This window comes from Paenibacillus sp. PL2-23, from assembly GCF_040834005.1.
Taxonomy (GTDB): Bacteria; Bacillota; Bacilli; order Paenibacillales; family Paenibacillaceae; genus Pristimantibacillus.
Window position 1 is genome coordinate 5,239,971 of sequence record NZ_CP162129.1, and the last position, 24,158, is coordinate 5,264,128.

Below are 24,158 nucleotides of genomic sequence, written 5' to 3' on the forward strand. Positions count from 1 at the left end.
CCACTTATTTGAATATTGGAACATTAAAGAACGTCTGAGCCCAAAATTCTTCGGTTTGCTGAGTTACATGTTGACCCGTTTCTATATGTCTATAGTACAATGTATCACTTTTTAAATTGCGATTTCTTAATAAGGATTGATTCCCCAAGGTTACTCTGTCTCCTACTATACAAGGGCCAATAATAGAGGAATGTGGAGCCATTGCTACTCCCTTACCCAGAGTAGGATATTTACCTTCAATAGCCCCGACTGTACTACCTTGATAGCATACAAAAAAGTCATTATAAGTTGCCTTTCCCAGAACTACATTACCTCCGTGAATAATTAGAAAAATATCCGGTAAATTCGCATCATACATACTTATGACACCGTTTATGGCCTTATTTAAATAAAATAGCTTGGATGAAACATCTACATCCTCAAATATTTTCCAAGATGCATTTGAAAGAAACCATAGGAATATTGTGTATTGATCGGCATGTAGATGAGAAAAAAAAGTTGTTCCTTCAACATGGTAAGATTTCATTGCTACGTGTTTGAAACAGTACTCCGTGCGCTCAAGGGCTTCATTCATAGAGCGTATAAATAACTTATCATTAGTACGTATTAGTTTATCGGGGAACATATTATTGAGCTGCCTTGTAACATAAGACATTAAATCTTTTGTTGTTAATGTCGGTATGAACATTTTAATTACCCCACACCTTCCATGGAGCTTTTGCATTCCGCCACATCTCATCTAAAATAATTTTTTCCCTCAGTGTATCCATGGGTTGCCAAAATCCATCATGCTTATATACATTTAACTCTCTGGCATTTGATAAGTTCTGTAACGGTCCTTGTTCCAGTATTGTGTTATCCCTGTCAGGCAAAAATTCGAATATACTGGGTTCGCAAACCATATAACCTCCATTTATCCAACCTCCGTCGCCTATAACTTTTTCGGCAAAGCCTATAACATGATTATTATCTAATTCTAATCGACCAAATCTTCCCTCAGGTTGTACGGCCGTGATAGTAGCTATGGTTCCATTTACTTGGTGTGATTCAACTAATTTATTTATATTAATATCGGCTAAACCATCGCCATATGTCAGCATAAATGAAGTATTATCAACGTATGGCTGAATTCTTTTTATACGACTACCCGTCATAGTATCCAATCCTGTATCCACCAATGTAACCTTCCAGGGTTCTACTGTATTATGATGAACTTCTACAGAATTCCCGGAAGTGAAATCATAAGTAATGGCTTCGGACATATGCCGATAATAGTTTGCAAAATATTCTTTAATGACATACCCTTTATAGCCAAGACATATTATGAATTCGTTATATCCGTAATACGAGTAGGTTTTCATTATGTGCCAAAGAATAGGCGCATCACCTATTTCAATCATGGGCTTTGGTTTAAGGTGTGACTCCTCGCTTATTCGCGTTCCTCTTCCACCGGCCAAAATAACTACCTTCATAAATCTCACTCTCCTATCTCTGTGTTGCTTGTTCCATATAATATTCATCGTCATATACCTTCTTATTATGTAGCATAATTAATCAATCACAAAAATCAATTAACTGCCAGTGGATGCTTTGTCGTATAATAATTACATCACTAATTGTCGATATTATTTAATATAGCCAGACCGTTTACTAATGCATACACTAAGGAGAACCTATGGATAACATATTGTCTGTTTGCATGATCGTAAAAAATGAAGAAGATGCCCTCGACCGCTGTTTAAATAGCATAATTGAGCTGGCCGATGAAATAATTATTGTTGACACCGGCTCCGTTGACCGAACAAAAGAAATTGCTATGCAGTACACAAATAAAGTATACGATTTCACTTGGAGTAACGATTTTTCAGCCGCTCGCAACGAGAGCTTGAGGTTTGCCACTTCCAAGTGGGTACTAGTACTTGATGCTGACGAATATGTAGAAGCCAACGACATACCCGTAATACGTGAATTTTTAATAAAGGAACAACCTTTTGCGAACACGATCTATGGAATATCCGTATTCAGCTTTCTTGGAAAATCAATTCGAACAGGCAAGATCACAGAGGCTGCGGTAAGTCGCCTGCTTCCTAACCATTTCGGGATAAAGTTCTACCGCCCCATCCACGAGCAGTTATGTTCAAACGAAGAGCTTCCTCTCCTAACAAAGAAAGCACCTATTAAGGTTTATCACACTGGCTATTTAGAAACAACAATGAATAAAAAGGATAAATCCGCTCGAAACAAACAAATCTTTGCTCAAATCAAAGGAAAGTCAGGTTTTACCGCATATGATTATTTCACCATAGGTAACGAATACTCGGTTCAACGTGATTACAAAAAAGCAATGTACTACTATGAAAAAGCATATGCAAAATCTAATCCTCATACAAACTGGCATTATATCTTGACATTCGAATTAATTAACAATTACATGAGGGCAGATCGAGTATTCGAAGCATGGGAACTACTCGAGAAAGAAAGCAGAGATAAAAAACACTATCCAGATTATTATTGCATGCAGGGCATTATTTACGAATATACGGGATTTTATGATCTAGCCAAAGAAGCCTTTAAATATGCTTTGGAGAAGTCTGAAGCGCTCGCCGCTACAACACCAGTCTTTTGGCTGGTTAATCCTTCATTAGCATTGGAAACTCCTCTTTCCAAACTAATTACAATCTCTAAGCTTGAAAATCACAATTCAGAGATGATTATCTTTCTAACTAAGAAGATTCAAAGTGACCCTACAGACTATAGCTCGTTGGTTCAACTTCTGGAGCTTGTATTATTGGCCGAAGGAGAGACGGCTGTCCAAACCTTTAGCGAAGTCTTGTTCCCTAATCCGCATTTAGAGCAACAGTACTTATTATTCAAGGTTTTTCTTGCCCTAGGAAGGCTTGAATTAGCTCGGACTTATTACTCAACAATAACGTCAAAAGAACATCTCTCCAACTACGATAAACTAAGATATTCGCTTCTAACTGGAGAGAAACAGACATTTGCAGAACTTCTCGAAGAGCAAAGATTTGACTATAAGGATAAAGAAGCTCTACATTTAATATCACTTGCTTATTTAATATGGGGATTCAAGACTGATCCTTCTAAATTCGATACTGATACTATGGATATATCAAATGATATTGATAATTCAAATAGTGGAGATACTGATATTCAACCATATACAGGTAAGCAATTTTATACAGAATTAATTCATAACCAAATCACGCCTGAATGGATTGACAATAATCAAGTCCGTCTATTCGAGCTAATTACCGACTTGTTCCAAATGGGCCAATACGATGTATTCGATAACTACATTCAAAAGCTCTCTCATCCGGTTATTATTGATTTGCTCGCCAACTATTTCTATTCCAAACAAATGTACGATATTGCTGTTAGCTACTACACCATATTGCTTGAGTCCAATGAACTATCTCTTGTAAGCTATATCAATCTTGCGACGATGCACGTGAACGATAAACTGTTCGAAGATTCTATCCCGTTCTATGAAGCGGCCATTAAGGAATCTCCTCAATCTCGGCAGTTATATGTCTCTTTACTGACCTACTGCCAAGATCGTGTCACGAAGGAGAAATATGCAAATCAATTGTTACATCACTTCCCTCATTATCGCAAGCTCCCTTTCCTGAAGACTTTGATACAATAAAAGTTAATACTACAAAAAGAGGCGCTAAAGGTTCCTAACACCTTAGAGCGCCTCTTTCTCTTTATTCCTTATAATCTATAAAGTAACTTTCACTTGCGTATGCTTTCTCATATATCTGTTTCTGTATACGAGAGTTCCCTAGTTTACTCAAACCCAATGCAGCCTCGTCCATGAGTAGCTTCATTCGAGATATAATTATCTCATCGTACTTCTGAATGCAAATAATTATTTGTTTCTCCTCATCGTTGATTACCTTAGCCTGCCTAAGCTGATCAATCACGGAGTCTCGCAGCTCCACGTGCCCCACGAGCTCCTCAGTCTCCGCAGTTTCAATTTGCTCAACCAGTCTTAAGGTTGCCATTAACAATTGATCAAGGTTGGTCCGCATTTATTGAACTCCAGCTTCTTTCATACTCATACCTGTAGATCCCTTCACAACTTGCTTCCATGCTTCTTTTAACTCTAACAAGTGACTAATCGCCTCTTCAATCGGTGAAACACTTTTGTTTACATTTGCTTTGATCAACAGATGGAGCAGATACTCATAAATACGAACAAGATTTTTCGAAATATCATAGCCATGATTTAGAGAAGCAATCAATTCATGGATTATCGCCTGGGCTTTTTTCAGGTTATGATTAGCCTTCTCGTAGTTGTTCACTTGAATACCCTCAATACCAGCCTTCGCGAATCGAATGGCGCCTTCATATAACATAATAATAAGCTGTCCACCACTAGCTGTTTGAACGGATGATTGCTGGTAGATTTGATATGGCGATTTCATCATGTTGATTCACTCCTTTGGAAATCTAAGCAAAGCTCGATAGAGAAGACGACTGACTATTCATCTTATTAATAGCCGCCTCCATAGCAGAGAATTGCTTGTAATATTGGGTTTCCAGCTTATTCAGCCGAGCAAGCACCATAGTTTCTTTATCCTTCATGCTACGAAGTTGTTCACCTATCAATGAACCTTCCAGAAAAGCAGTGGCACTGTCTGAGCTAGTAAGAGATGTACCAGCTATTTTCGAAAGATCAGTTAAAGCTGTCATAGAAGTATCCATCATTTTCTTAAAAATACCATTAGTACCGTCAGCGAATAATGAGATCGTTTCGTCCGAATGAGAATCTAGAGCTTTGCTTAACTGCTCCTCGTCTAGAACAAGCTTACCCTTTTCTGAATAACTGCCTGTCGTAATACCGACTGATACAGTACCATTACCTACTCCCGCAATTAAAGTAGTTGCAATAGATCTTAGATCCGAAACATATTTCGATAGAGTAGCATCATTTCTAAGGGCTCCACTTCTCGCCTTCGCTTCCCACTGTTCAACTTCCTTATCAGATAGAGAAGCTTTCTCATCGCTTGTTAATGGAAGAAATGCTCGATTCTTTTCCTCGGATAGTTCTCCATTAATAACACTAATCAGCTGATTGTACTCCGTCACAAAATTTTTGACTGTTTCCACAATCTTGCTAGTATCCTTAATCACCGAAATTGTTGCACCCGTTGCAGAGATAGCTTGGGCTGTAAAATCCACTCCATTTACCGAAAAGCGGTTAGAGTCCTGTTCATAAGTAACACCGTTAATATTTACTCTAGCCTTTCCTCCAGCCACGGAAGCAACAGAGTCGTATCTTGCATTACTTCCGTTGGGAATAAACACACTTTCAGTCATTGCTAATTTATTCTCACCAGTCTCGGTGGCAGCTAATGAAAATTGACCAGTATCAGCATTATAAAGAGCCATTGCTTTTGATTTGCTGGAACTGGCATTAATAACTGAAGCAAGATCACTTAGTGTTGCGGTTTTACTGACCGATATTTTCTCTCCGTTAATTGTAAAGGCAATATTAGAAGTGTTTTCAGGGTCTTCAGTAAACCCTAACGTATCTAATTGAGCTGTACCTGAAGAAACTCCAAAATTGTATACATTAGTTTGGGAAAGCGCAAGTTGTTCCACCTTTACTATCATAGATCCTGCTGCAGTTGAGCTTGTCGAATTTACCTTAAGTGCAAGTGTATCTCCCGTAACTTGACTCATCTTTGCACTAATTGCATTGGAAAGGTTGAAAGTAGACAGTTTATTATTTCGAAAATCAACAATTTTGGTACTAATCGCCCTATAGTCTTCTCTCTTCCATTCTACTTGACCTCTCTTCTTAATCATTGTATCATAAGAGGTCCTGCGGGCTTTCATTAATTCTTTGACCATTGCATCAACATCTAGGCCGGATGCCAATCCTGAAATTCTCATTCCATCACACCTCACTTACACTTTTTTATCTACCATGATGCCTGCCAATTCTATAAGTTTTGCCGCTGCTTCTACTAGTTTTTCCTCAGGGAATTGCCGAATGACCTCGCCCGTAAAATTATCTTTAACCTTGTAAACTACTTGCTTTGTTATCTCATGAATTGAACGGTCAATTGATGTATCTGAAGGCTGAATAGCTTTAAGTATTCGATCTAAGCTCTTCTGCAGAAACTCATCCGTTACAGCCCCCATACTTGAAGTTGGATTGATTAACTTTTCCGTTGTATCCAAAATCGCTTCTCTTTTCGGCCCGATGTTCACATTTGAATCTGTCATATACCCAGTCGAAGTATTCACAGATGAAAAATTAATCATCTCATCCCCGCCTATGATCAAAATATCAAGATATATATATTATCGGACAAACTAGCTCGAATTGTTAGAATGAGTTGAACAAGACAGCATAAATCTACTTTCAGATGATGCAGGTTGTCGGATAAAATAATAGATTGGTTCTAGTTGAACTTATATATGCATAATAAAAAGAGGCACTTGGATGAAACCAAGGCCTCTTAGCTTTGAAAGGATTAACGAAGCAAGGACAATACGCCTTGCGGCTGTGAGTTGGCTTGAGCCAGCATCGACTGAGCCGCTTGAAGGAGAATGTTGTCTTTTGTAAGTTTGACCATTTCGGAAGCCATGTCAGTATCGCGAATGCGAGACTCGGATGCAGTAAGGTTCTCAACAGTCGTCCCCAGGTTATTGGAAGTGTACTCTAGACGATTTTGAACAGCACCAAGTTTAGCACGTTCAGTAGATACAGCTGTAATTGCAGTTTCCACTTGACCAAGTGTTGAAGCAGATGTGAGGGACGAGAAGCTAGCAGTAATAATTGTGTTAATGCCGATTGTTTGAGCAGCATCATCGGATTGAATCGTAGCACCGCCTGTGATGTTCATGCCGTTGAACTTCGTATCAGTCATGATTTTTCCAATCTGCGTGCCCAATTGACCAAGCTCAACATCAATGTTCGCTTTGTCTTCAGTGGAGTAAGTGCCGTTCAGTTTTTGAACGTTTAACTCTTTCATACGAGTCAGCATGGCGCTAACTTCGTTCATTGCGCCCTCAGCGGTTTGTACGAAGGAGATACCATCTTGAACGTTGCGTTGTGCCATTTCAAGACCACGGATTTGACCACGCATCTTCTCGGAAACGGCAAGACCTGCAGCATCATCAGCTGCACGGTTGATGCGAAGACCGGAAGAAAGTTTCTCCATCGATTTGCTGGCACTAGCAGTGTTAAGACCCATGTTACGGTGAGTGTTCAAAGCAGTAATGTTGTGATTAATACGCATTTTAATTTCCTCCCTGAAATTGTGTGTTAATATTCCACGTCCTTGTGGTCTGCTGAAGTAGGTCGGCCGCCCTTTATCAGCACTAATATATATATCGGTGGTTTTACAAAAATGTTTATAGCAAGTTGCATTTTTTTGCATTAAATTTATCAACCTTTTTAAACACAAAAAAACAAGTCAAAAGCAAGACTTTTAGGGCAGTCTAAGTTGCTCGTCGAGTCGCCTTAGCCATTGGACTTTAATTTACTGAACTGTTCTCTTAATTCCGCTGCGCTCAACTCGAATTGTTCAGCATCTATATTTGTCGCCTCTATGGACAGATATAGTTCTTTCCTAAGAACACCAACTTCACTGGGGGCCTCAATTCCAATCTTCACAGTATCGCCAATGGCCTCCAGGATTGTGATTTCAATATCATTACCAATGATTATGGACTGCCCCTTTTTTCTGCTTAAGACAAGCATGTTATTCCCTCCCCGCAATTGCCGTAGCAGTAAATAGAGGCTGCCGAATCGAATACTTCGAATCTGCAAGTATGTACTGTGCAGCCCTTTTCGTTCTTGTATTCAAAATGATCGGAGCTGCCAAGTTGACTGTAGCGGCGACCAGTTCTTCGCGTACGCTAACAATATTGAAGATCAGAAGTTCATTTTGGGATCGAACGTCCAATTCCGTCTTAACTATATCGTTTAATTCAAATTCATAATGGGGAAAAAACTCAAACGGCGATACGATGATAAAGGCAAGTTCCCCGTCATCAACGCTTTGCAAATATATAAAAGGACTTTCTTCAATTTCAACTAGTACATACTCGTGCCGCTCTTTAAATCCGGGAATGCCATTTGAGAACGTAATCAAATCATTCCTCGAATATTCGTATTCACCAAATCGAACCGTATTAATTTTCAACTAGACCACACTCCTTTCAAAATAAAAAGCTATAGCATCGAAATCCGACTCTATAGCTTTAATATTATCCGCTTTTATAAAGTAATATCAAATTTGGGAGGTGTTATATGTACTGATGGATACTGTTCCATGTAGGTACGCGTACTGCCCCGCTTATATTCGATCTGAGGTCGATTCGTTTGCACTTGAATATCAATCCCCCCGACATCAACATTAATATCTGGTTTTGTGAATGTAGGATTAAAATCAACATTATCGGAAGAAGCCGGACCGAATATGTCATGGTAGGGACTTTGCCTGAACATGCTGTCTCTAGCCACTTCGGCAATAGGATTGTCTGTAGCAAGGATGTTCCCAATTTTATTGTATTCATCTACAGTATTTTGTATTGCGTCAAGTACAAACTTACCGGATTGATCGTAAATTCGATTCCAAAATGTCAGTGGCTTACCTCCGGTCAAAGCATCCCAAGTTTTAGTTTGATCGATGTGTACAACCGCCGGTTCTGAATCAATATGAACTCTTGCACCTTTCGATTCTATTTGAATGTACGCTCGCGACTGTTTGATTTCGAAGTGACCAAGTTCACTCCGTATACCAATTTTCGCCCGGGTAGATTGTATTTGCAATTGAGGAAATATCATATGTTATCTCAGGAAATCCACTAGTGATTGCTTTATTACCTTAGCACCAACGGATAACGAAGCCTGATAAATATTTTCGTTAATTTGTGAATCAATCAACAGTTTCTCGAAGTCGGCATCCTCTACCTTTGATTGCAAATCAGTTAAGTTTAACTCCATATCGACTAAACGATTTTGCATTAGCTCCACTCTATTCACGCGGGCTCCGATTTCTGCACGTGCATTTAATAATCGATCCATGCTGTTATCAAGATTAGAGAGCTCCATAGCTACACCACCATAATCTGCACTCCCCAAAGCATTTATAATACGATCTAATACTGAGAATACATTATCTCCCGTACCCGCAAGGGAAGCATCCGGTGTACCAAATACCTGCTCAGCTGTTAGATTAATATCCAACTTGATTTGATTACCAACAATATATTCTACTTTTCCTTTATCGGGAGAAACCTCCCGCGCATTAAATCCAGGAGATGATTTATCAAATGGAATTTGATCGAAGTTCTCGCCGCTAAATATATATTTACCACTTATCTTACTGTTTGCAATATCAATAAGCTGAGTTCTCAATTGCGCTACTTCGCTCTTGATATTCTCAAGGGCTACATCGGGATTAGTGCCGCTAGAACCTTGTACGGCAAGCTCCTTTACACGTTTCAATACGTCCCCCGCCTGAGCGACGACCGTATCATTAAAATCCAACCAAGATAATGCCGAATCCACATTTTTCTGATATTGTTCATTAGCAGATATCTCCGACCGGTATCGCAGGGAATATGTAATTCCGACAGGATCGTCCGATGCCTTGTTCAGCTTGCGGCCAGTCGTAGTATGCTCCTGCAAGCGTTCCATCTGGGTCAAGTTGCGATTAAGGTTCCGCATAAGCTGCATGTGCATCATGCCTTGAGTAACGCGTAACGACATTTAAACAACCTCCTTATTGGTCAAGGCTTACCGGCCTACCATGCCGGTTCCGTTAATAAGTTTGTCCAGCATCTCGTCGAAGGTTGTCATAAACCTGGCGGATGCGCTGTATGCGTACTGATATTTGATCAAATCCGCCATCTCTTCGTCGAGAGAAACTCCGCTTATCGATTCGCGGCTGGCTTCGACTTGGTCAAGCTGAGTCTGGGAATTGGTATACAAACGTTGTGCCTCCTGGCTTTGCACACCGAGCGCGCCAACAACGGCACCGTAGAAGTCTCCAACCGTAGCAGATGTAACTCCGCCGCCATGCGCAGTTTCGTCGAATGCAAACTTGACATCCTGAAGCTGCGACATGAGCAGAGCCAGGCCGTTATTGCCTTTAATCACAGAAGTAACACCCGTTGTTCCGTCTGTTGTTGTCCGCAAAGACGTGGCGATTTTATTGGAATCAGCCGCAATTGAAGGATTAAGCGTGATGCTTCCAGCTGTAATACCGGCAGCACCTGGCTTGAATGTGAAAAAATCCTCGCCTGATGTGGCTGGATCCGCTAATGTATACCCCAGCTTATGAAGACCGTTGATGCCTTGGACCGTTACGACCTCGTCGGCAGTCGTCGGAGTTGTCGTACCCGGCTTCACCCAGCCAGCAGGAACAGTCACCTGGAACTCACCGTTTGCAAGCGTATTCGCCAGTGTATCCAGTTGCTGCTGAAACTCAGCTACGTATTTTTCACGGGAGACGATCATCCCATGTACTTCCCCGCCGGTAAGATTACCTCCGATATATGCCGTTTCTAATGCCCCTGGCGTAATCGGAGTGACCGTCCCACCTTCAACCATAACGTTTCCACCCATACTGATAGTATAGCCTTGGTCAGTCTCCGTTACGTTAATGTTCATAATACGGGACAACTGATCTGTCATCAAATCACGTTGATCACGAAGGTCGTTCGCATCGTCGCCGAGCGACTCAATTCGACGAATCTCCATGTTGAGCGAAGATATCGTGGACAGCAGGGAATTAGTCTGAGTCACCTTCACTTCAATATTGGATGTCAGATCCTCACTCAAATCGGTAAGTTGCCTGCTTAACTCGTTGAAGGTTTCAACCAACGCCACGGCGTTTTCCTGCAAAATTTCACGACCGGTGACATTCTCAGGGTTCTTGCTCAAATCCGACCACGAGTTCCAGAAGTTTTCCAGCACAGTGCGAATACCTGTTTCAGAAGGCTCCTTAACATAACCTTCTAGCTTACTCAGTGTATCCGTCTGTATCTCTAGGCTGCCTACTCCTTGATTCTGCTGGCGAAATTGACTGTCCAAGAAAGCGTTGCGAATACGCGTAATTGAAGTGAATTCAACGCCGGTTCCAAGCTGACCCGGAGCATTGGATCGGTTGATTCCGTAGGCTTCAATAGGGCGAGCCGCGACCATCGTGACCTTTTGACGAGAATACCCCTCTGTGTTGGCGTTCGATATATTATGACCAACTGTGTTTATGGCAGCTTGTTGCGTAAATATGCTCCGTTTCGCCGTCTCCAGCGAGTGAAAGGTCGATCTCATGTTCTCATCCCCTTATTATACCTTTGAATCATACCAGTTCCTCTTATTGCTGTAGGATTGGTGCTGAGGATGCTGGTACACCATATCCTCGCTCGGATTCTCAACGATCAGCCCCAGCGAAAAGTTTATAAAATCCAGCGACTGCTGAATAAGCTTCTGGTTTATTTCGTTTACTTGCTTCAACCGGTTTAGGACGTCTGTAAGCTGTCCATGCAGCTCAAGAAGGACTTTCTTTTCTTCTGCATTGTTAACAGACTTAATTAAATCAGACAGAACGCCGGAGAGATTGCGGAAGCCAAGGTTCTTGAAATGTTTGGCAGTCAACAACATACGGCTTGTCTCAATTTCTTCTGCGTGTGCTGTCAGCAGCTTCTCCTTTTGGGTGACAACATTGAGCTGCACAATCTCATTCTTCAGAATGAGAGCCTTCTTGCTTTCCTCACATTCTAGAAGCTTCTTATATAGCTCCAGCTGTCTTTGAAGCGTCTCAATTATGGCGGCTACCGACATTCCGCATCAACTCTCCTAACTTGCTGTCGATTACTCCCTTATGAAGGGCAGAAGCTTCTCGGCGATCTTGCCAGCGTCCACATGATAAGTGCCGGACGCCACTTCGCTCTTCAGCCGGCTGATGCGCTCGCTGCGCTCCGCGTCGGACAGCTTGCTCGTCGACAGCATCTCCTTCGCAGCCGCTGAGATCTGCACCTCGTCCTTCTGCTTCGCCTTCTTCGTAGGATCCGATCGCACTTCGCTCTGCTTCGCGTAGGGGTTGGCTGCTCCGATGCGCTTGGTTTCATTAATCTTCACTGTTCTCACCTCGTTATGGTCAGCAACTAAAAAAGCCGATTTACTCTTATAGAGGTATTATCGGCTCTCGTCATATTTTAATGAATAGTATCCAGAAATTATCTTCCTTTATACTCGCTGATACCGCGATAAGCCGTTTTCTTCGCCTGCTGGTCCTTCTCCAGCTGAGCCGCCTTGGCGCTCTCGTCCTGCATCAGCTTGCGGGTGTCCTTCGTCAGCCGAATGCGGCAGTCCTCGCACAGATGATTCTCGCGGATCAGCGTGCCGCAGGACTCGCAAGGGAAGGACATATTAGGCGCGTTCACAATAGAGATGCGGCCTTCCCGGATAAACTTCGTAATTTGTCTTATAGCAACGCCAGTCGCGTCGGACAGCTCATGAATAATGGCACCCTTGTTCTCACGCAAGTAATCCGCGCACAGCTGGTACTCTCTATCGATATCCTTCATGCATGCCGGGCACACGTCCCTGAAGTTTTTGGCAAAAATCTTACCGCAGCGAGGACAGTTTTCTACGTTCATCGCTCAAGGCCCCCTCTTGTCCTAAATAATCCTACCTCCATATTAACGGATTTCAAACGCGATTTCATTAGGAAAAAATACAGCTCCCCCATCCCTCCCTAAGATCGGGACCACGTAAGCACATATATGCGCAGGGGAACACGGGCGTGGCGCAGCAATATCTCCGAGCACGCCTCCACTGTACTGCCCGTTGTATAGATATCGTCGATGAGCAGCAGCCGAAGCTCACGGCCGCCCTCCCCACTCCTGGCTTCCAGCTTGGCAAGGGAATCAGCATGAACGTTGAACATCGTCTTCACCGACTGCAGCCGCTCCGCTCTTGATTTGAAGCTCATCTTCTCGGAATGGTGCGCCCGCACGAGCAGATTGAAGAGAGGCATGCCGAAACGCTCGGACAGGTGACGCGCCAGCTGCTCCGCCTGATTGAAGCCCCGCTCCTCCGCCCTCTGCGCGCTGATCGGCACGAAGGTAATAGCGTCCCAGCAGGCGCCGGGCACCGGCGGGCGATCACCTGCTGCTCGCTGCCAGATGGCGCGAAGCCATGGCCATCGCGTAGAAGCCAAGCGCGCTTGGACCGCGCCCTCCGCCCGCTCAAGCTCCTTCGCCATGCGAAGCAATGGGGGCACCAGCATCTCCGCCAGCAAGGGCGCAAGCCGCTCGCGGCCCCGGTACTTGTACAGCGCCAGCCAGCTTCTCATAACAGGGTCATAGGCAACAGCGCTCCGGTTCATGACAAAATGGCGATTCCTCCGACGCCCGCAATCCTCGCAGTGAATGGCCCTACCGCAGACCGGACAGCGAATCTGCACCAACCATGGGATGGAGCGACGGCACCGCCCGCATAAAGCTTGAGCCAATACAGCATGGCCGGGCTCTCCAGCCACGCTCGCCCCTCCCGCGCCGATGAATTGGCCGCATACCACACAGCTTTCGCTGCGGGGCGCCATCCAGCCAGCGGAATGCCCTCCCGCAGCTCGGCAAACATCCCATAAAACCCGAATTCCCCGAACGATGCTCATTCCCGTCCACCTCTTTTCCGCTTAGCTTTTTGGCAATAAATAGCCTTTGGCGCGAGCCAGCGCATTCATGGCGCGAATATGCCGTACGGCATGAAGCTGGGATTGTGTTCTCTGCGGCGCTACAAAATACACCTTGCCGCCGGGATCAGCAGCGCTCCTCCCCGCCCGTCCCGCCATCTGCACCAGCGAGGCCTCGTCGAACAGCCTGCCGTCCGCGTCCATAATCATTACGTCGCTTCGAGGAATCGTTACGCCGCGCTCCAGGATCGTCGTCGTGACCAGGATGCGGATGTCAGCCGACCGGAAGGCAGCCACCTTGGCCGCTCTTGCCGGGTCCTGCGAGGAGGTTGCGGCAACGAGCTCTTGGGGCAGGCGAAGCTTCTCCCGCAGGAGGACAGCCAGCGGCTCAGCGTGAGCGATGCGCTGCACGAACAAGAACAGCTGGGCGCCCCGCTCCAGCGAGGCCTGGATCGCCTTCCTCAGTGCAGCCGGCAGCCTGCCCGATGCCAGCATCGCGTGAACGGAGGGCGAGCTCTTCAGCGCGGGCACCGGCAGCGGGTGCCGATGGTAGCGCACCGGCACTCGGGCGTGCGCCAGCTCTCCCCGCTTCGCCGCCCGCTGGAGCTCGCGCGGAGGCGTTGCCGACAGCAGCAGGCGCGGCGCTCCGGGCAGGCAGCTTTTGTCCGCCGCATATTGCAGCAGCGGGTCTCCATGATAAGGGAACGCGTCGATCTCATCCAGGATGACCAAATCGAACGCGTGATGGAAGCGGAACAGCTGATGTGTCGTGGAGAGCGTTATGTCGCCCCGCTCCCAGCGCTGCTCGCTCCCGCCGTACAGGGTGACCACCGACGCATGAGGGAACGCGCTGCGGATGCGCGGGTCCAGCTCCAGCACCACATCCCGTCTGGGCGACGCAATAAGCGCCCGGCCGCCGCGCCTCAGCACCGACTCCACAAGCGGGAACACCATCTCCGTCTTGCCCGCTCCCGTTACGGCCCATAACAGGAAGCTGCGAATACCGCCCTGCTGGCTCGGCATCCCCACACGCGACCGGGCCCTTCCTGTCTTAGATGCAGGCGAGCCGCGATGCCGGTCACGCTCCTCCACGAATCGCAGCGCCTCCTCCGTCGCCGCCTGCTGCGCGGGGCTGAGCCCCCATCGCGCCAGAAGCCCCGCCCCCGCCACGGGAGCTGTCGGGGCTTCAGCTACCTGCGGCGCGCCCCCTTGCCCGCAGCCGCCCATCCAAGCCCGCTGCGCTTGAGGCGTATAGACGCCCTCAATCAGCAGCTCGCACTCCCTGCTCCGCCCCATCGTGAGGCAGGCTTCGCAATACGCGCACTCGCGCCCGCAGGCGAGGCACCGCGAGCGCAGCAGCCGCGCCTCCCCGCTGCCGCACCGCCGGCAGCGCAGCCGGCGCCGCGCGTCCGGCCGCCCGCCCCCATCGGCGGCGACCGCTCCGCGGAGGCGCACGCGCCCGAGCAGCGCCGCCAGCTGGATCGCTTCGCGCCAGCTGGCGGCGGCCCCGGGACCGCCGGCGCCCAGAAGCTCGCGCGCTTCGCCGCTTAGCAGCGCGCGCCCCTGCAAGAGCTCGGCGGCGAGCTTCGAAGCCGCCGCCACATGGCTCCAGCGCTCGGGGGCCATAACCCGCTGCCCCTCACCCTCACGCCAGCGTTCTATGCTCCGCTGCTCCATGCCCTCTATACTTGACGATACACCACCTGTCGTATCGCTTGCCCGCTTCGAAGCGAAAGCATGCTTCCTTCTCTCCCCCGCCGCACGCACTTCTTCAATAATGCCAGACATCAAAGCTACCGCTTTGGCTTCGTTCATTGTCGCTCCAGAATAGCGCTGCCCTTCCATGCCTCCATAGCGAGCGCCCAGCCCCTGCTTCACCCGCCCGAAATGTTTGCTTTCCACCCGCTCCCTCCACAGCTCCACCGCCTCGGAGGCTTGTCCCAGCGGGAGCTCCTCGCGCCACAGCCACGCACATTCCGCCGCCTCCCACGCACTTCCTTCACCAAACCAATACGCATAATCGACCTCCGGCGATAAAGTGAGCCAGGCCGACCATTCGCCACGCTTCTGCAGTACGTACACTTGTGCTCTCATGTTATCCCTCCTTATCTCCTTGCGAGCCGAGCTCGCGCTGCCTGGAACGACAAAAAAACACACCCGACCCCGCCCGCATCGGGCAAGTCAAGTGTGCTTCACTATGACTGCATTATAGGTCAAAACGGCATCTTCGACAAGTCTGCCGGATTCTCCAGGTCCACCAGAACCGCATGCTCTGATTCCGATACAATGCCCTCCGCCTGAAGCAGCCACAGCATTTGAACCGCGCTCACCCCGTCATGCGAGCGCTTTCCAACCTCGGTTTCAGGATTTACGCCTGCCTTCCTCGCGTGCACATGAACCTCTTGGCCGCTTCTTCTCCAGCGCTCCACAACAGCCATCGTGTCTGTCGATGCTCCCACGTCCACCACCGTCAGCCGCACATCCCTGCCCATCCAGCGGGAGAACGCGCGCAGCATTCTCAAGTACCATTCCATCTTCTCCTGACCATCGCTTGCGATCAGCACATAATGCTTGCCCTTGCCGGATCGTCCGCGGCCGATCCAATAAGCCAGATGCACGAGCAACGCCGCCGCGGCATAACAGCTTATGATAAGAAGCAGAACATTCAGCATGTCGGCACCTCCTTATGCCATACTATATGCCGCGCCCCGCCCATCGGTTACGGTCCTTCGGACGAGTTGACTTGCGTGTTTGTCATGAAAAATACTTTTCGACACCAATATGAATTTTTCACCAAAAATACACCCTTGCCCCATTTCCATCATATGCTATCATTTGGGTACGTGCCCGCGCATATATATGTTCTGATGACAGTAGAGGAGAGTGAATGATGAGTAGAATCACCAAAAAGCCCATTTCCATCGCAATGGCTTTACTGCTGCTTCTAACCCTAGCCACCGGCTCCTTTGTATATGCCGAAGGACTGCCCGAAGGGGCCAACCCCACCGCCGCCTTACATATGGCAGCAGCGGCTGCCCAAGCGCAGGCCGGCTGCGCCTCGTATGCCGGAACAGCAGATAAGCTGGGCCAGCAGGACCCCTCCATCCCTTATATCAAGATCAATGGAGACGGGACCGCCACCACCAAGTTCAAAACCGTGCAAAACTGCGTTCAAGCCAGCTTCTCTGTATACACCTATGTCGGCTCCCCGACGCCTTACGAGAACCAGGTGTATTACCATGGCGTAACCGGCACGTATGACACAGCGGGGAATTACGAATTAACGATCAATATGCCGTCATGCGGCACTAGCCAGGTGGACCTGTACGCCGGCCCCATCCAGACCGAGCTCGGTACGGGCGGGCATAAAATGGGCACCTACAGAAGCTATCTCTACATCAACAGCGGCGTATGCCCGACACCTACGCCAACGCCTACACCTACACCAACGCCTACGACGACAGCATCGGATACGCCTTCGTCGACGCCGACCGAGACATCAACCTCAACACCTACGTCTACACCAACCGAGACAACAACCACCACATCGACGACTACGCCTACTCATACAGCTACTTCAACACCAACGACTACACCTACTCATACAACCACCACACCAACGACTACACCTACCGAGACAAATACTTCAACACCGACGTCTACACCTGCGGCAACTCCAACCCAACTGAGCGAGCCTTCGTCTGAGCCAACGGAGGATACGATCACCATTGAGGAGGATGAAGTGCCCCGAGGCGGCGGCGAGCCCGAGGATGACACGGCTATCGACACGTCAACCGACGAATACGAGCCGCCCATCCAGCAGCTGCCCCAGACAGGGGACAGCAGCCCCGTTCCGTATTATGCTTTAGGGTCCTTCCTCGCTCTGACCGGTCTAATGAACATGGGCAGCCGGAAGCGCACCGCACATAAGCGTTAATCCATCCGCAACATGATGTCATTGTCTCGGGGGCGCAAGCAGGCGCATCATCCGAGCTTTGTAACGGACATTTTCGACCTTTAGAAAAGTCTAATCGGCCACCCAAAGCTGTAACGGGCATTCTCGACCTTTAGAACAACGATTGAGGCAGAATGGGTCCGTTTAGAACGGCTAAGCGTCAATTTTGACCGTTACATGCTGAATAGCCTCCAATCCCAGCTCTAAGCGCATTTAATGTCCATTACAGCGGGAGCACTCTAGCTCCACTCGCTCACCCCGAAATTTATTCATTCTGTAATACAACACAAAGCCCTTGAGGCAAGCGCTAAGCTTGCTCCAAGGGCTTTGTTTGATTCAAAAAGCCGAACATTGTGTACCCTATATAAGAGGCCGTTAAGAAATCCTCCATCGAGGTCGCCTCTTACAGCGTAACCCAGCCAAACTTGATGGAATTGATGACGGCTTGCGTGCGATCGTCAACCTCCATCTTCTGCAGGATGCTGCTGACGTGATTTTTGACCGTCTTCTCGCTGATGAACAAATATTCGCCGATCATCTTGTTGCTCTTGCCCTCAGCCATAAGCCTGAGCACTTCCGCTTCGCGGCGCGTCAGCGGGCTCTCTTCCGTCGCGATATATTTCACTCCAGGCTCCTTGGCAGCGGCAGCGCCTGACGCAACGCCCATCTCATCGAGATACGTCATGCGGCGGAGCTGGTTAATCAGCTTGCCAGTCACTTTAGGATGAATATAGGAATGGCCGTGATGCACGGAGCGAATCGCGTTAATAAGCGCCTCCGCCTCCATATCCTTCAGCAGGTACCCCGTCGCGCCCTTGCGAAGGGTCTCGAATACATAGCTTTCATCATCATGAATGGATAAAATAATCACTTTCACATCAGGAAACATCGCTTTGAGCCGCTCTGTTGTCACGACGCCCGTCTCAATCGGCATATTGATATCCATAAGCACAATTTCCGGAACGGTATGATTGCAGAACTCCAGCACTTGTATGCCGTCGCCGCATTCCCCAATCACTTCGATATCGCTTTCCATATTCAGAATTCGTTTCAACCCTTCACGGAACAGCTGGTGATCGTCAGCGAGCAGAATCTTGATAGTATTGGATTGGCTAGACGTGATCTGGTTCATTATACTCATTCTCCTTTCTTTGTTCTGGAGTTGTCGGGATTTCTATCATAATCTTCGTGCCCTGTCCGGGATTTGAGTCTATAACCATCCTTCCTTGGATCAATTCCACACGCTCTCTCATGCCGATCAGGCCAAAGTGTGAATTGCCGTCGGTAGGTCTTGAGACTGCGCCGACCTGGAATCCCTTTCCGTTGTCCTGGATCGAAATCTTGATCATCTGCGGAGTATAATGGATTTCCAGTGAGACATGCGAAGCATTCGCATGCTTGATCACATTCGAAAACGCTTCCTGCATCATGCGATAGATAGCAGCCTCCATTGCGGAGGGAAGGCGAATTTCCTTGCCTGTCGTCTCGAAGGTGGCATGTACCTTTGTCTTCTCTTCGAAGTCCTGAACGAACTTGCGAAGCGTCGGCAGCAGACCCAGATCATCCAGCGCCATGGGGCGCAGGTTGAAGATGATTTTGCGAATCTCCTCAAGCCCGTTGCGCACCTGGCCCTTCAGATCCACCAGCTCATCCTGCACCAGCTCGAATTGCCCCTTAATCAGCATACGCTCGGCAATCTCGGTTCGAAGGACGATATTCGCAAGCGACTGCGCCGGTCCATCATGAATTTCACGGGCAATCCGCTTGCGCTCCTCCTCCTGGGCCAGAATAATCTTCAGGCCGAGAAGCTGCCTGTTCTTCGCGGATTCAATAATGTGGGTAACCTGATTCAAGTCGCCGGACAAATATTCCAGCACGACATTCATCTGCGATGCGATAGCCTCTGCGCGCTCGATCGACTGCTCGACATTCCGAACGCGCTTCTGGAGATCGTCCCTGCGGGAGCGGAGATAAGTCTCCTTCTCGCGGTATATCATCAGATCCAGCTGGATCTGTGTCGCTTTCTCGTAAGCCTGCTTAATATCCTCTTCCCGATATCGCACGAAATCGCGGCTCACCTCGGTCAGACGGATGCGGGCGCGCTTATAGTCCTGCTCTAATTGATCCACCTTATCGATTGTACGAACCGTCTCCTCGAGCACCTGCTCGAGCTCAAGCTCCAGCGCCTCCAGCTCCGAGCGCGCCGACTCGCATATCTCATAGATCTGATATTTGCTGTCTTCCATGACCTTGATCGCGTTCGAGATGACTTTGTTAATATCGACTGTCAGGTGATCCACTACAGCTAGGCACTCCCCATCCAAATAGGATATTCCACTCTATCATACCACATCACGACCATCTCTCGTCTAGCTATTCAATGGTAATCTTCTTTAATTTCTCCTCATAATTGACCTTGAAGCCCAGCTTTTCCGAAAATAATCGGATCGGTATAACCGTGCGGTTATTCCTTGTAAAAGGAGCGACATCGGCCGTATACCGGACGCCGTTCAGCATATAATCCCTCTCGCCGATCGTCATCTCCAGCATCTGGCTGCCTCTAAGCACCGTAATTCTTCTGGTCTTGGCCTCATACAATACCTCCGCGCCCATCGCCTCCGTCACGAACCGAAGCGGCACATAGGTGGAGCCCTTCTGAATGAACGGCGCGGCGTCCAGCTTGATGCTCTTGCCGTTCACCGTGGCGACGGATTTGTCGACATTCATGGTAATATTCGCCCTTGCGGGCTCCTTCACCTCAGCCGCCGTGCGAAGAACCAGATTGTCCATCGCAATCGCGCCGGTCGACACTCTCTTCTCGAAGCCCTCTTCAATCGTGACGACATAGATACGCTTCAGCTTGGCGGGATAAGCGATGCCGGCGGCGGTAAGATCCACCTTCACATTTCTCCAGCCGGACCAGTTCAGCTCCTTGGCGATATCAAGCAAATGCGCCTTGCCGTTCGCATCCACCACCTCCGCGCGTACCCAGTTGCGGCTGTTATCGCTGTAGAGATCCATCGTCAGCGAGGTCGGCGAGCCGGACAAGGTCAACCCGTCGCCGAATACCGCATATGAGGCTCGGGTGCCCTTCGTTCCCGCGGCAAAATCATACGCCAGCTGCAGCCCCCGGCTCTTCTGCTCCGGCAGATCGCTGACCAGCTTCACGGTGCCTGTAGTCGTGCCCTCTGAAGTGACGGCATTCGTAATCGCGTAGCGCGACACCTCGAAGTCCTCCAACGTTTTGACCTGCTCTCCCTCGACGAACGGGAGCATCGCCCCATAGCCGTCATAGCGGGCGATCGCATAGCCTGTTGCAGTCTTGCTGTCGATATCCTTCACCGTTACCGTACCCTTGTTGTATTCGCCGGTGAACCCGATAAATTCCCATTGCAGCGCATCGCCTGTCACATAATAGGTGCTGCCGTTCTTCAGCTTGATGGTGATGGGCACATTGACAACAGAGCCCTTGGTCAGCATAGCCGCCGACGAATTGATCTTGATCGAGGCGATCTGATCCTGGCCGATCACCTCGACGTCATAGGACGCCGTAATGTCGCCGGATTGAACGGTCAGCTTTGTTTGGCCCACCTTGCTTGCCGTGAACTGGTTCCCCTCAATCTTTCCCACGTCCGTGGAGGAGGTCCACTTGAGCGATGCGGCGTCCAGCGCGTATGGGTTGTAATACGTATCGTAGCCGCCCGCCGTATAGGTGGCGCTTTGGCCGAGCAACATAATAGCAGGGCCGCCTACAACCATACCCTTCAGGGCGCCCTGCGGCGCGGTTGTGAAGACGCCGATGCCATTCGCCACCGCTCGCTGCGAGCCCTCCTGCGTAGGATGCGCCAGCTGCACGCCTGTGCTGCCAAGCGGGCGCTCCGTCATCGTCGTGGAGCCTCCGCCGTCCAGATTTACGCCCTTGTACACGCCCAGCTGGACCATAATCTGCTGCAGCTCCTTCAGGCTGACGCCTGTATTGCTGCCGGACTTCTCGCTGGTAATCATATAGACCTTCGTGCCGTCCTTGGAATAGCCAATACCGGTTCTCGACGTATAAGAAGTGCCGCTGACACCTGCGACGTCGCGGGAGAATGCGGCGGCAGCGCCGTTATCGACAAGCAGCGTGTGACCGCCTACAAGCATCCCCAGGGACGCGGCGTCCACTGGCTGCTTCGTTGTCTGCGAGACAAGCGAATAGTCCGACGTAATAGTCTGCCCGATCTGCAGATTGGTTTTGACGAATTGCGCTGCCGTGCCATGAGCTCTCAGAATGTAGCCGTCCACCGGTACAGCCCCTGGGATTGCAGCGCCCTCCGATATTTGCTCCACGAGGCCGTTGCGCACGAGCACCTCTGTCGGCTTCGTCGCGGAATTCACCGGCCGCTCAGCGCCGCCCCATGTACTTGTATAAATAAACAGATTATTGACGTGGCTATACGCGGAGCTCCCGCCCTCCGGCGAATAGGCGGACTGATTCAGCCCCTCCAGCGGATAGGTCAACCCATTCTCGGCCGTCACTGTGCCGCTGAACGTGAAGGCGTCAATGAAGGGCTTGCGGTCGGCGCCAATACCGAAGGCATACATGCCCTTTAGCTTGGACGGACTGACGACCAGCTGGCCGCTCGTCACCTGGGCGCCCAGTGGTGCTCCTTCGTTGGACATGACGAAGACGTCACCGTTAATGCCACCGACAGCTCCATTCTCCTTGGTCATATTCAGAATGCTGTTGCGCTGGCCAACGCTGTTATTTTTGCCGCTGATTGCGTTCAACATAACATGAGGATTCGACAAATCAATCTCTATCACATGCACATCCGTCTGCACCGATTTATTATTGCGTGTTGTGCTCCATTTATAATCCAGCCGCTTCGCTCCAGACGTCAGGATCGAAGACTTCGTCAGCTTCAGAATCGGCGCAGTGGCCGCTTCCGCCTCTCCTATCATATACGCCTGCCAGCTGTGCGGCAGCGCAAGTGCCAACGGCTGCGCCAGCAACGCGCCGCTAATCGCAACAATAACAACTCTTCTTCCCAGTTTACCCGCATGCCTCTGCCGGCCCCTGCTGTTCCAAGCCTTGCTCATATCGTCAGCAACTCTCCCATCTCTATGTATCTATTAGTTATAGACTACAAGAGTATTCGAAAAGTTACGTCGATAAGAGACTGCTATCACTTCATTTCTACTGAAAAATATTGTTAATGTGGAAAGCCGTTGCGAAGAAGCTCGCAACGGCGGGTGAATTTCATATAGGATGCCTAATTCTTTCCTGACCTTCTAAGTCGCATTATATGCGGCAACACTTGCTCTCTCAGCACATCATGAATAGTATAACCAATTGGACCTGCTTGACGCTCACCTTCTTTGTCAGTCAAATCTTTAGGCACGTGCCAATGCCATGGATCATATTGAGTGATCTCAGCAGGTGTACCATTAGGATGATAATGAGCATGGTACTTACCTAATATTTCACCATTGCCAGCATACCAGTCGTAATAATATTCTACCAACAAATAGGTCGAAGGTTCGAATATCTCCTTACATCGAAGATAGCAATCTGTGTAATGAAAAGTTATTTTGGCGTTAACTTCCCTGCCTTTTTTGTGGTCAAGCTCCCTATTGTTCACCTCAGCCGTCCGAGCTTCGAGGATTTCGTTGTATATATAACTTAAGTTTAAAAAAGTGGTTTTAGGTATGTTCAGGGTCGTTCTTGACACTTTCCAACCTCACTTTGTAAGACAGCCAAATAGAAGCATCGGTATCCTCTTGAGTCAGCTCGTTGATTGTCTTATGACCAAAAACCTCTTCAAATGTTTTGCCGTCGTATTTATCTTCCAGTTCCTTGATGGATAACTCAAGATAAGTCTTTTCATCAACGACCGGGATTACATTTTCTTTTTCCCAGTTCTCCTTAAGCACCCTTATCGATACTTGAGAGCCATTTTGAAAAATGACTTCAGCTTCTTCCGGAATTCTATTCCATTTTTTATCTTCCTTTTCAGGAACACCAACAATCTTCCCATCACGCAACCACGCATTAATCGTTTGTTGACTGACGCCGATATACTTTGCAACATCAGACGTTGAGAATGTTACAACTGAATATTCTCGAATAGACTCTTCCGATATCAGTTCAAGCAACCTGTTTCCGCATTCCAGCAATCCCTCTTTGTCCACGAACTGTTCATCATTCCAGCTTCGTGCATAACGCTCCGCTCCACGAACGGTATAAAGCAGGTTTTTGACAAGGGCTGCGGTAACGATCATGTCTGTTTCGACCATTTGGCGTAATAGGTTTTGTGCAGCCGAACCTTTTAATAACCCTCTCTCAATCACTGTGGGGCGCATAATCATCTCACCTCACCTCCATACTAACTAAGTTATGCATCACTTGTCAACAAATTGAAAGAAAATAGAAAGTAAACTTAAATATAATTTTAACCTTTCTCCAAGCCCTTCATTCATTGCATAAAACCAAAAAACCCCGCCATAGCTCATCGCTATAGCAGGGTTTC

Annotated in this window: 25 protein-coding genes; 2 read left to right on the forward strand and 23 right to left on the reverse strand. The window is 48.3% G+C overall.

The genetic code is table 11. From position 1 onward, the window contains the following. Positions 1 to 4 precede the first annotated feature (4 nt). Both AB1S56_RS23235 and rfbF read right to left on the reverse strand, forming a co-directional pair. Positions 5 to 688, reverse strand: coding sequence for a hypothetical protein (locus AB1S56_RS23235; RefSeq protein ID WP_340871048.1), 684 nt, complete (start codon positions 686 to 688; stop codon positions 5 to 7). Position 689: 1 nt separating this feature from the next. Further along, positions 690 to 1,472, reverse strand: coding sequence for a glucose-1-phosphate cytidylyltransferase (gene rfbF / locus AB1S56_RS23240; protein ID WP_340871049.1), 783 nt, complete (start codon positions 1,470 to 1,472; stop codon positions 690 to 692). A 203-nt stretch (positions 1,473 to 1,675) separates the two neighbouring features. Between rfbF and AB1S56_RS23245 the strand changes: the two genes are divergently transcribed. Continuing rightward, positions 1,676 to 3,667 (forward strand): glycosyltransferase family 2 protein, encoded by a 1,992-nt coding sequence (locus AB1S56_RS23245; protein ID WP_340871050.1) that lies wholly within the window; start codon positions 1,676 to 1,678, stop codon positions 3,665 to 3,667. A gap of 61 nt (positions 3,668 to 3,728) precedes the next feature. On the opposite strand, the gene AB1S56_RS23250 is transcribed toward AB1S56_RS23245, so the two are convergent. The 16 genes from AB1S56_RS23250 to AB1S56_RS23325 form a co-directional block, all read right to left on the reverse strand. Next, positions 3,729 to 4,055, reverse strand: a complete 327-nt coding sequence (locus tag AB1S56_RS23250; protein WP_340871052.1) for a hypothetical protein — start codon at positions 4,053 to 4,055, stop codon at positions 3,729 to 3,731. After that, positions 4,056 to 4,454, reverse strand: coding sequence for a flagellar export chaperone FliS (gene fliS / locus AB1S56_RS23255; protein WP_340871053.1), 399 nt, complete (start codon positions 4,452 to 4,454; stop codon positions 4,056 to 4,058). Between the two features lie 22 nt (positions 4,455 to 4,476). Further along, on the reverse strand, positions 4,477 to 5,925 hold the full coding sequence (fliD, locus tag AB1S56_RS23260) for a flagellar filament capping protein FliD (RefSeq protein ID WP_340871054.1): 1,449 nt from the start codon (positions 5,923 to 5,925) through the stop codon (positions 4,477 to 4,479). Between the two features lie 15 nt (positions 5,926 to 5,940). Further along, on the reverse strand, positions 5,941 to 6,300 hold the full coding sequence (locus AB1S56_RS23265; RefSeq protein WP_340871055.1) for a flagellar protein FlaG: 360 nt from the start codon (positions 6,298 to 6,300) through the stop codon (positions 5,941 to 5,943). 212 nt (positions 6,301 to 6,512) lie between these two features. After that, positions 6,513 to 7,280: a flagellin gene (locus AB1S56_RS23270; protein ID WP_340871057.1), complete on the reverse strand. Its 768-nt coding sequence runs from the start codon at positions 7,278 to 7,280 to the stop codon at positions 6,513 to 6,515. A gap of 224 nt (positions 7,281 to 7,504) precedes the next feature. Then, a complete protein-coding gene (csrA, locus tag AB1S56_RS23275; RefSeq protein ID WP_340871059.1) occupies positions 7,505 to 7,744 on the reverse strand; it encodes a carbon storage regulator CsrA in 240 nt (79 codons plus the stop codon). A gap of 1 nt (position 7,745) precedes the next feature. Continuing rightward, positions 7,746 to 8,189, reverse strand: a complete 444-nt coding sequence (gene fliW, locus AB1S56_RS23280) for a flagellar assembly protein FliW (protein ID WP_340871060.1) — start codon at positions 8,187 to 8,189, stop codon at positions 7,746 to 7,748. A 74-nt stretch (positions 8,190 to 8,263) separates the two neighbouring features. Continuing rightward, a complete protein-coding gene (locus AB1S56_RS23285) occupies positions 8,264 to 8,833 on the reverse strand; it encodes a DUF6470 family protein (RefSeq protein WP_340871062.1) in 570 nt (189 codons plus the stop codon). Between the two features lie 3 nt (positions 8,834 to 8,836). Further along, a complete protein-coding gene (flgL, locus tag AB1S56_RS23290; RefSeq protein WP_340871063.1) occupies positions 8,837 to 9,760 on the reverse strand; it encodes a flagellar hook-associated protein FlgL in 924 nt (307 codons plus the stop codon). Between the two features lie 27 nt (positions 9,761 to 9,787). Then, positions 9,788 to 11,326, reverse strand: coding sequence for a flagellar hook-associated protein FlgK (gene flgK / locus AB1S56_RS23295; RefSeq protein ID WP_340871064.1), 1,539 nt, complete (start codon positions 11,324 to 11,326; stop codon positions 9,788 to 9,790). 15 nt (positions 11,327 to 11,341) lie between these two features. After that, complete coding sequence (locus tag AB1S56_RS23300) at positions 11,342 to 11,836, reverse strand: flagellar protein FlgN (RefSeq protein ID WP_340871065.1); 495 nt, start codon at positions 11,834 to 11,836, stop codon at positions 11,342 to 11,344. Positions 11,837 to 11,866: 30 nt separating this feature from the next. Then, entirely contained in the window at positions 11,867 to 12,133 is a 267-nt protein-coding gene (gene flgM, locus AB1S56_RS23305; protein WP_340871066.1) for a flagellar biosynthesis anti-sigma factor FlgM, read from the reverse strand. A gap of 98 nt (positions 12,134 to 12,231) precedes the next feature. Next, positions 12,232 to 12,654, reverse strand: coding sequence for a TIGR03826 family flagellar region protein (locus AB1S56_RS23310; protein ID WP_340871067.1), 423 nt, complete (start codon positions 12,652 to 12,654; stop codon positions 12,232 to 12,234). Positions 12,655 to 12,752: 98 nt separating this feature from the next. Next, entirely contained in the window at positions 12,753 to 13,673 is a 921-nt protein-coding gene (locus AB1S56_RS23315; protein WP_340871068.1) for a hypothetical protein, read from the reverse strand. Positions 13,674 to 13,694: 21 nt separating this feature from the next. Continuing rightward, complete coding sequence (locus tag AB1S56_RS23320) at positions 13,695 to 15,785, reverse strand: helicase-related protein (protein WP_340871069.1); 2,091 nt, start codon at positions 15,783 to 15,785, stop codon at positions 13,695 to 13,697. 119 nt (positions 15,786 to 15,904) lie between these two features. Continuing rightward, positions 15,905 to 16,363 carry a hypothetical protein gene (locus AB1S56_RS23325; RefSeq protein WP_340871070.1) on the reverse strand — a complete coding sequence of 153 codons (459 nt, stop codon included), beginning with the start codon at positions 16,361 to 16,363 and terminating at the stop codon, positions 15,905 to 15,907. 215 nt (positions 16,364 to 16,578) lie between these two features. On the opposite strand from AB1S56_RS23325, the gene AB1S56_RS23330 reads away from it, so the two are divergent. Beyond that, positions 16,579 to 17,628, forward strand: a complete 1,050-nt coding sequence (locus tag AB1S56_RS23330; RefSeq protein ID WP_340871071.1) for a hypothetical protein — start codon at positions 16,579 to 16,581, stop codon at positions 17,626 to 17,628. 421 nt (positions 17,629 to 18,049) lie between these two features. On the opposite strand, the gene AB1S56_RS23335 is transcribed toward AB1S56_RS23330, so the two are convergent. The 5 genes from AB1S56_RS23335 to AB1S56_RS23355 form a co-directional block, all read right to left on the reverse strand. Beyond that, the gene (locus tag AB1S56_RS23335; RefSeq protein WP_340871072.1) at positions 18,050 to 18,778 is read right to left on the reverse strand and encodes a response regulator transcription factor; all 729 of its coding nucleotides are present in this window, start codon (positions 18,776 to 18,778) and stop codon (positions 18,050 to 18,052) included. Continuing rightward, positions 18,759 to 19,946 carry a sensor histidine kinase gene (locus AB1S56_RS23340; RefSeq protein WP_340871074.1) on the reverse strand — a complete coding sequence of 396 codons (1,188 nt, stop codon included), beginning with the start codon at positions 19,944 to 19,946 and terminating at the stop codon, positions 18,759 to 18,761. Before AB1S56_RS23340 ends, AB1S56_RS23335 begins: the two co-directional genes overlap by 20 nt. 73 nt (positions 19,947 to 20,019) lie before the next feature. Further along, the gene (locus tag AB1S56_RS23345) at positions 20,020 to 22,728 is read right to left on the reverse strand and encodes a stalk domain-containing protein (protein WP_340871076.1); all 2,709 of its coding nucleotides are present in this window, start codon (positions 22,726 to 22,728) and stop codon (positions 20,020 to 20,022) included. 173 nt (positions 22,729 to 22,901) lie between these two features. After that, positions 22,902 to 23,360, reverse strand: coding sequence for a hypothetical protein (locus AB1S56_RS23350; protein ID WP_340871077.1), 459 nt, complete (start codon positions 23,358 to 23,360; stop codon positions 22,902 to 22,904). Beyond that, positions 23,332 to 23,997 carry a helix-turn-helix domain-containing protein gene (locus AB1S56_RS23355; RefSeq protein WP_340871078.1) on the reverse strand — a complete coding sequence of 222 codons (666 nt, stop codon included), beginning with the start codon at positions 23,995 to 23,997 and terminating at the stop codon, positions 23,332 to 23,334. Before AB1S56_RS23355 ends, AB1S56_RS23350 begins: the two co-directional genes overlap by 29 nt. Positions 23,998 to 24,158 lie beyond the last annotated feature (161 nt).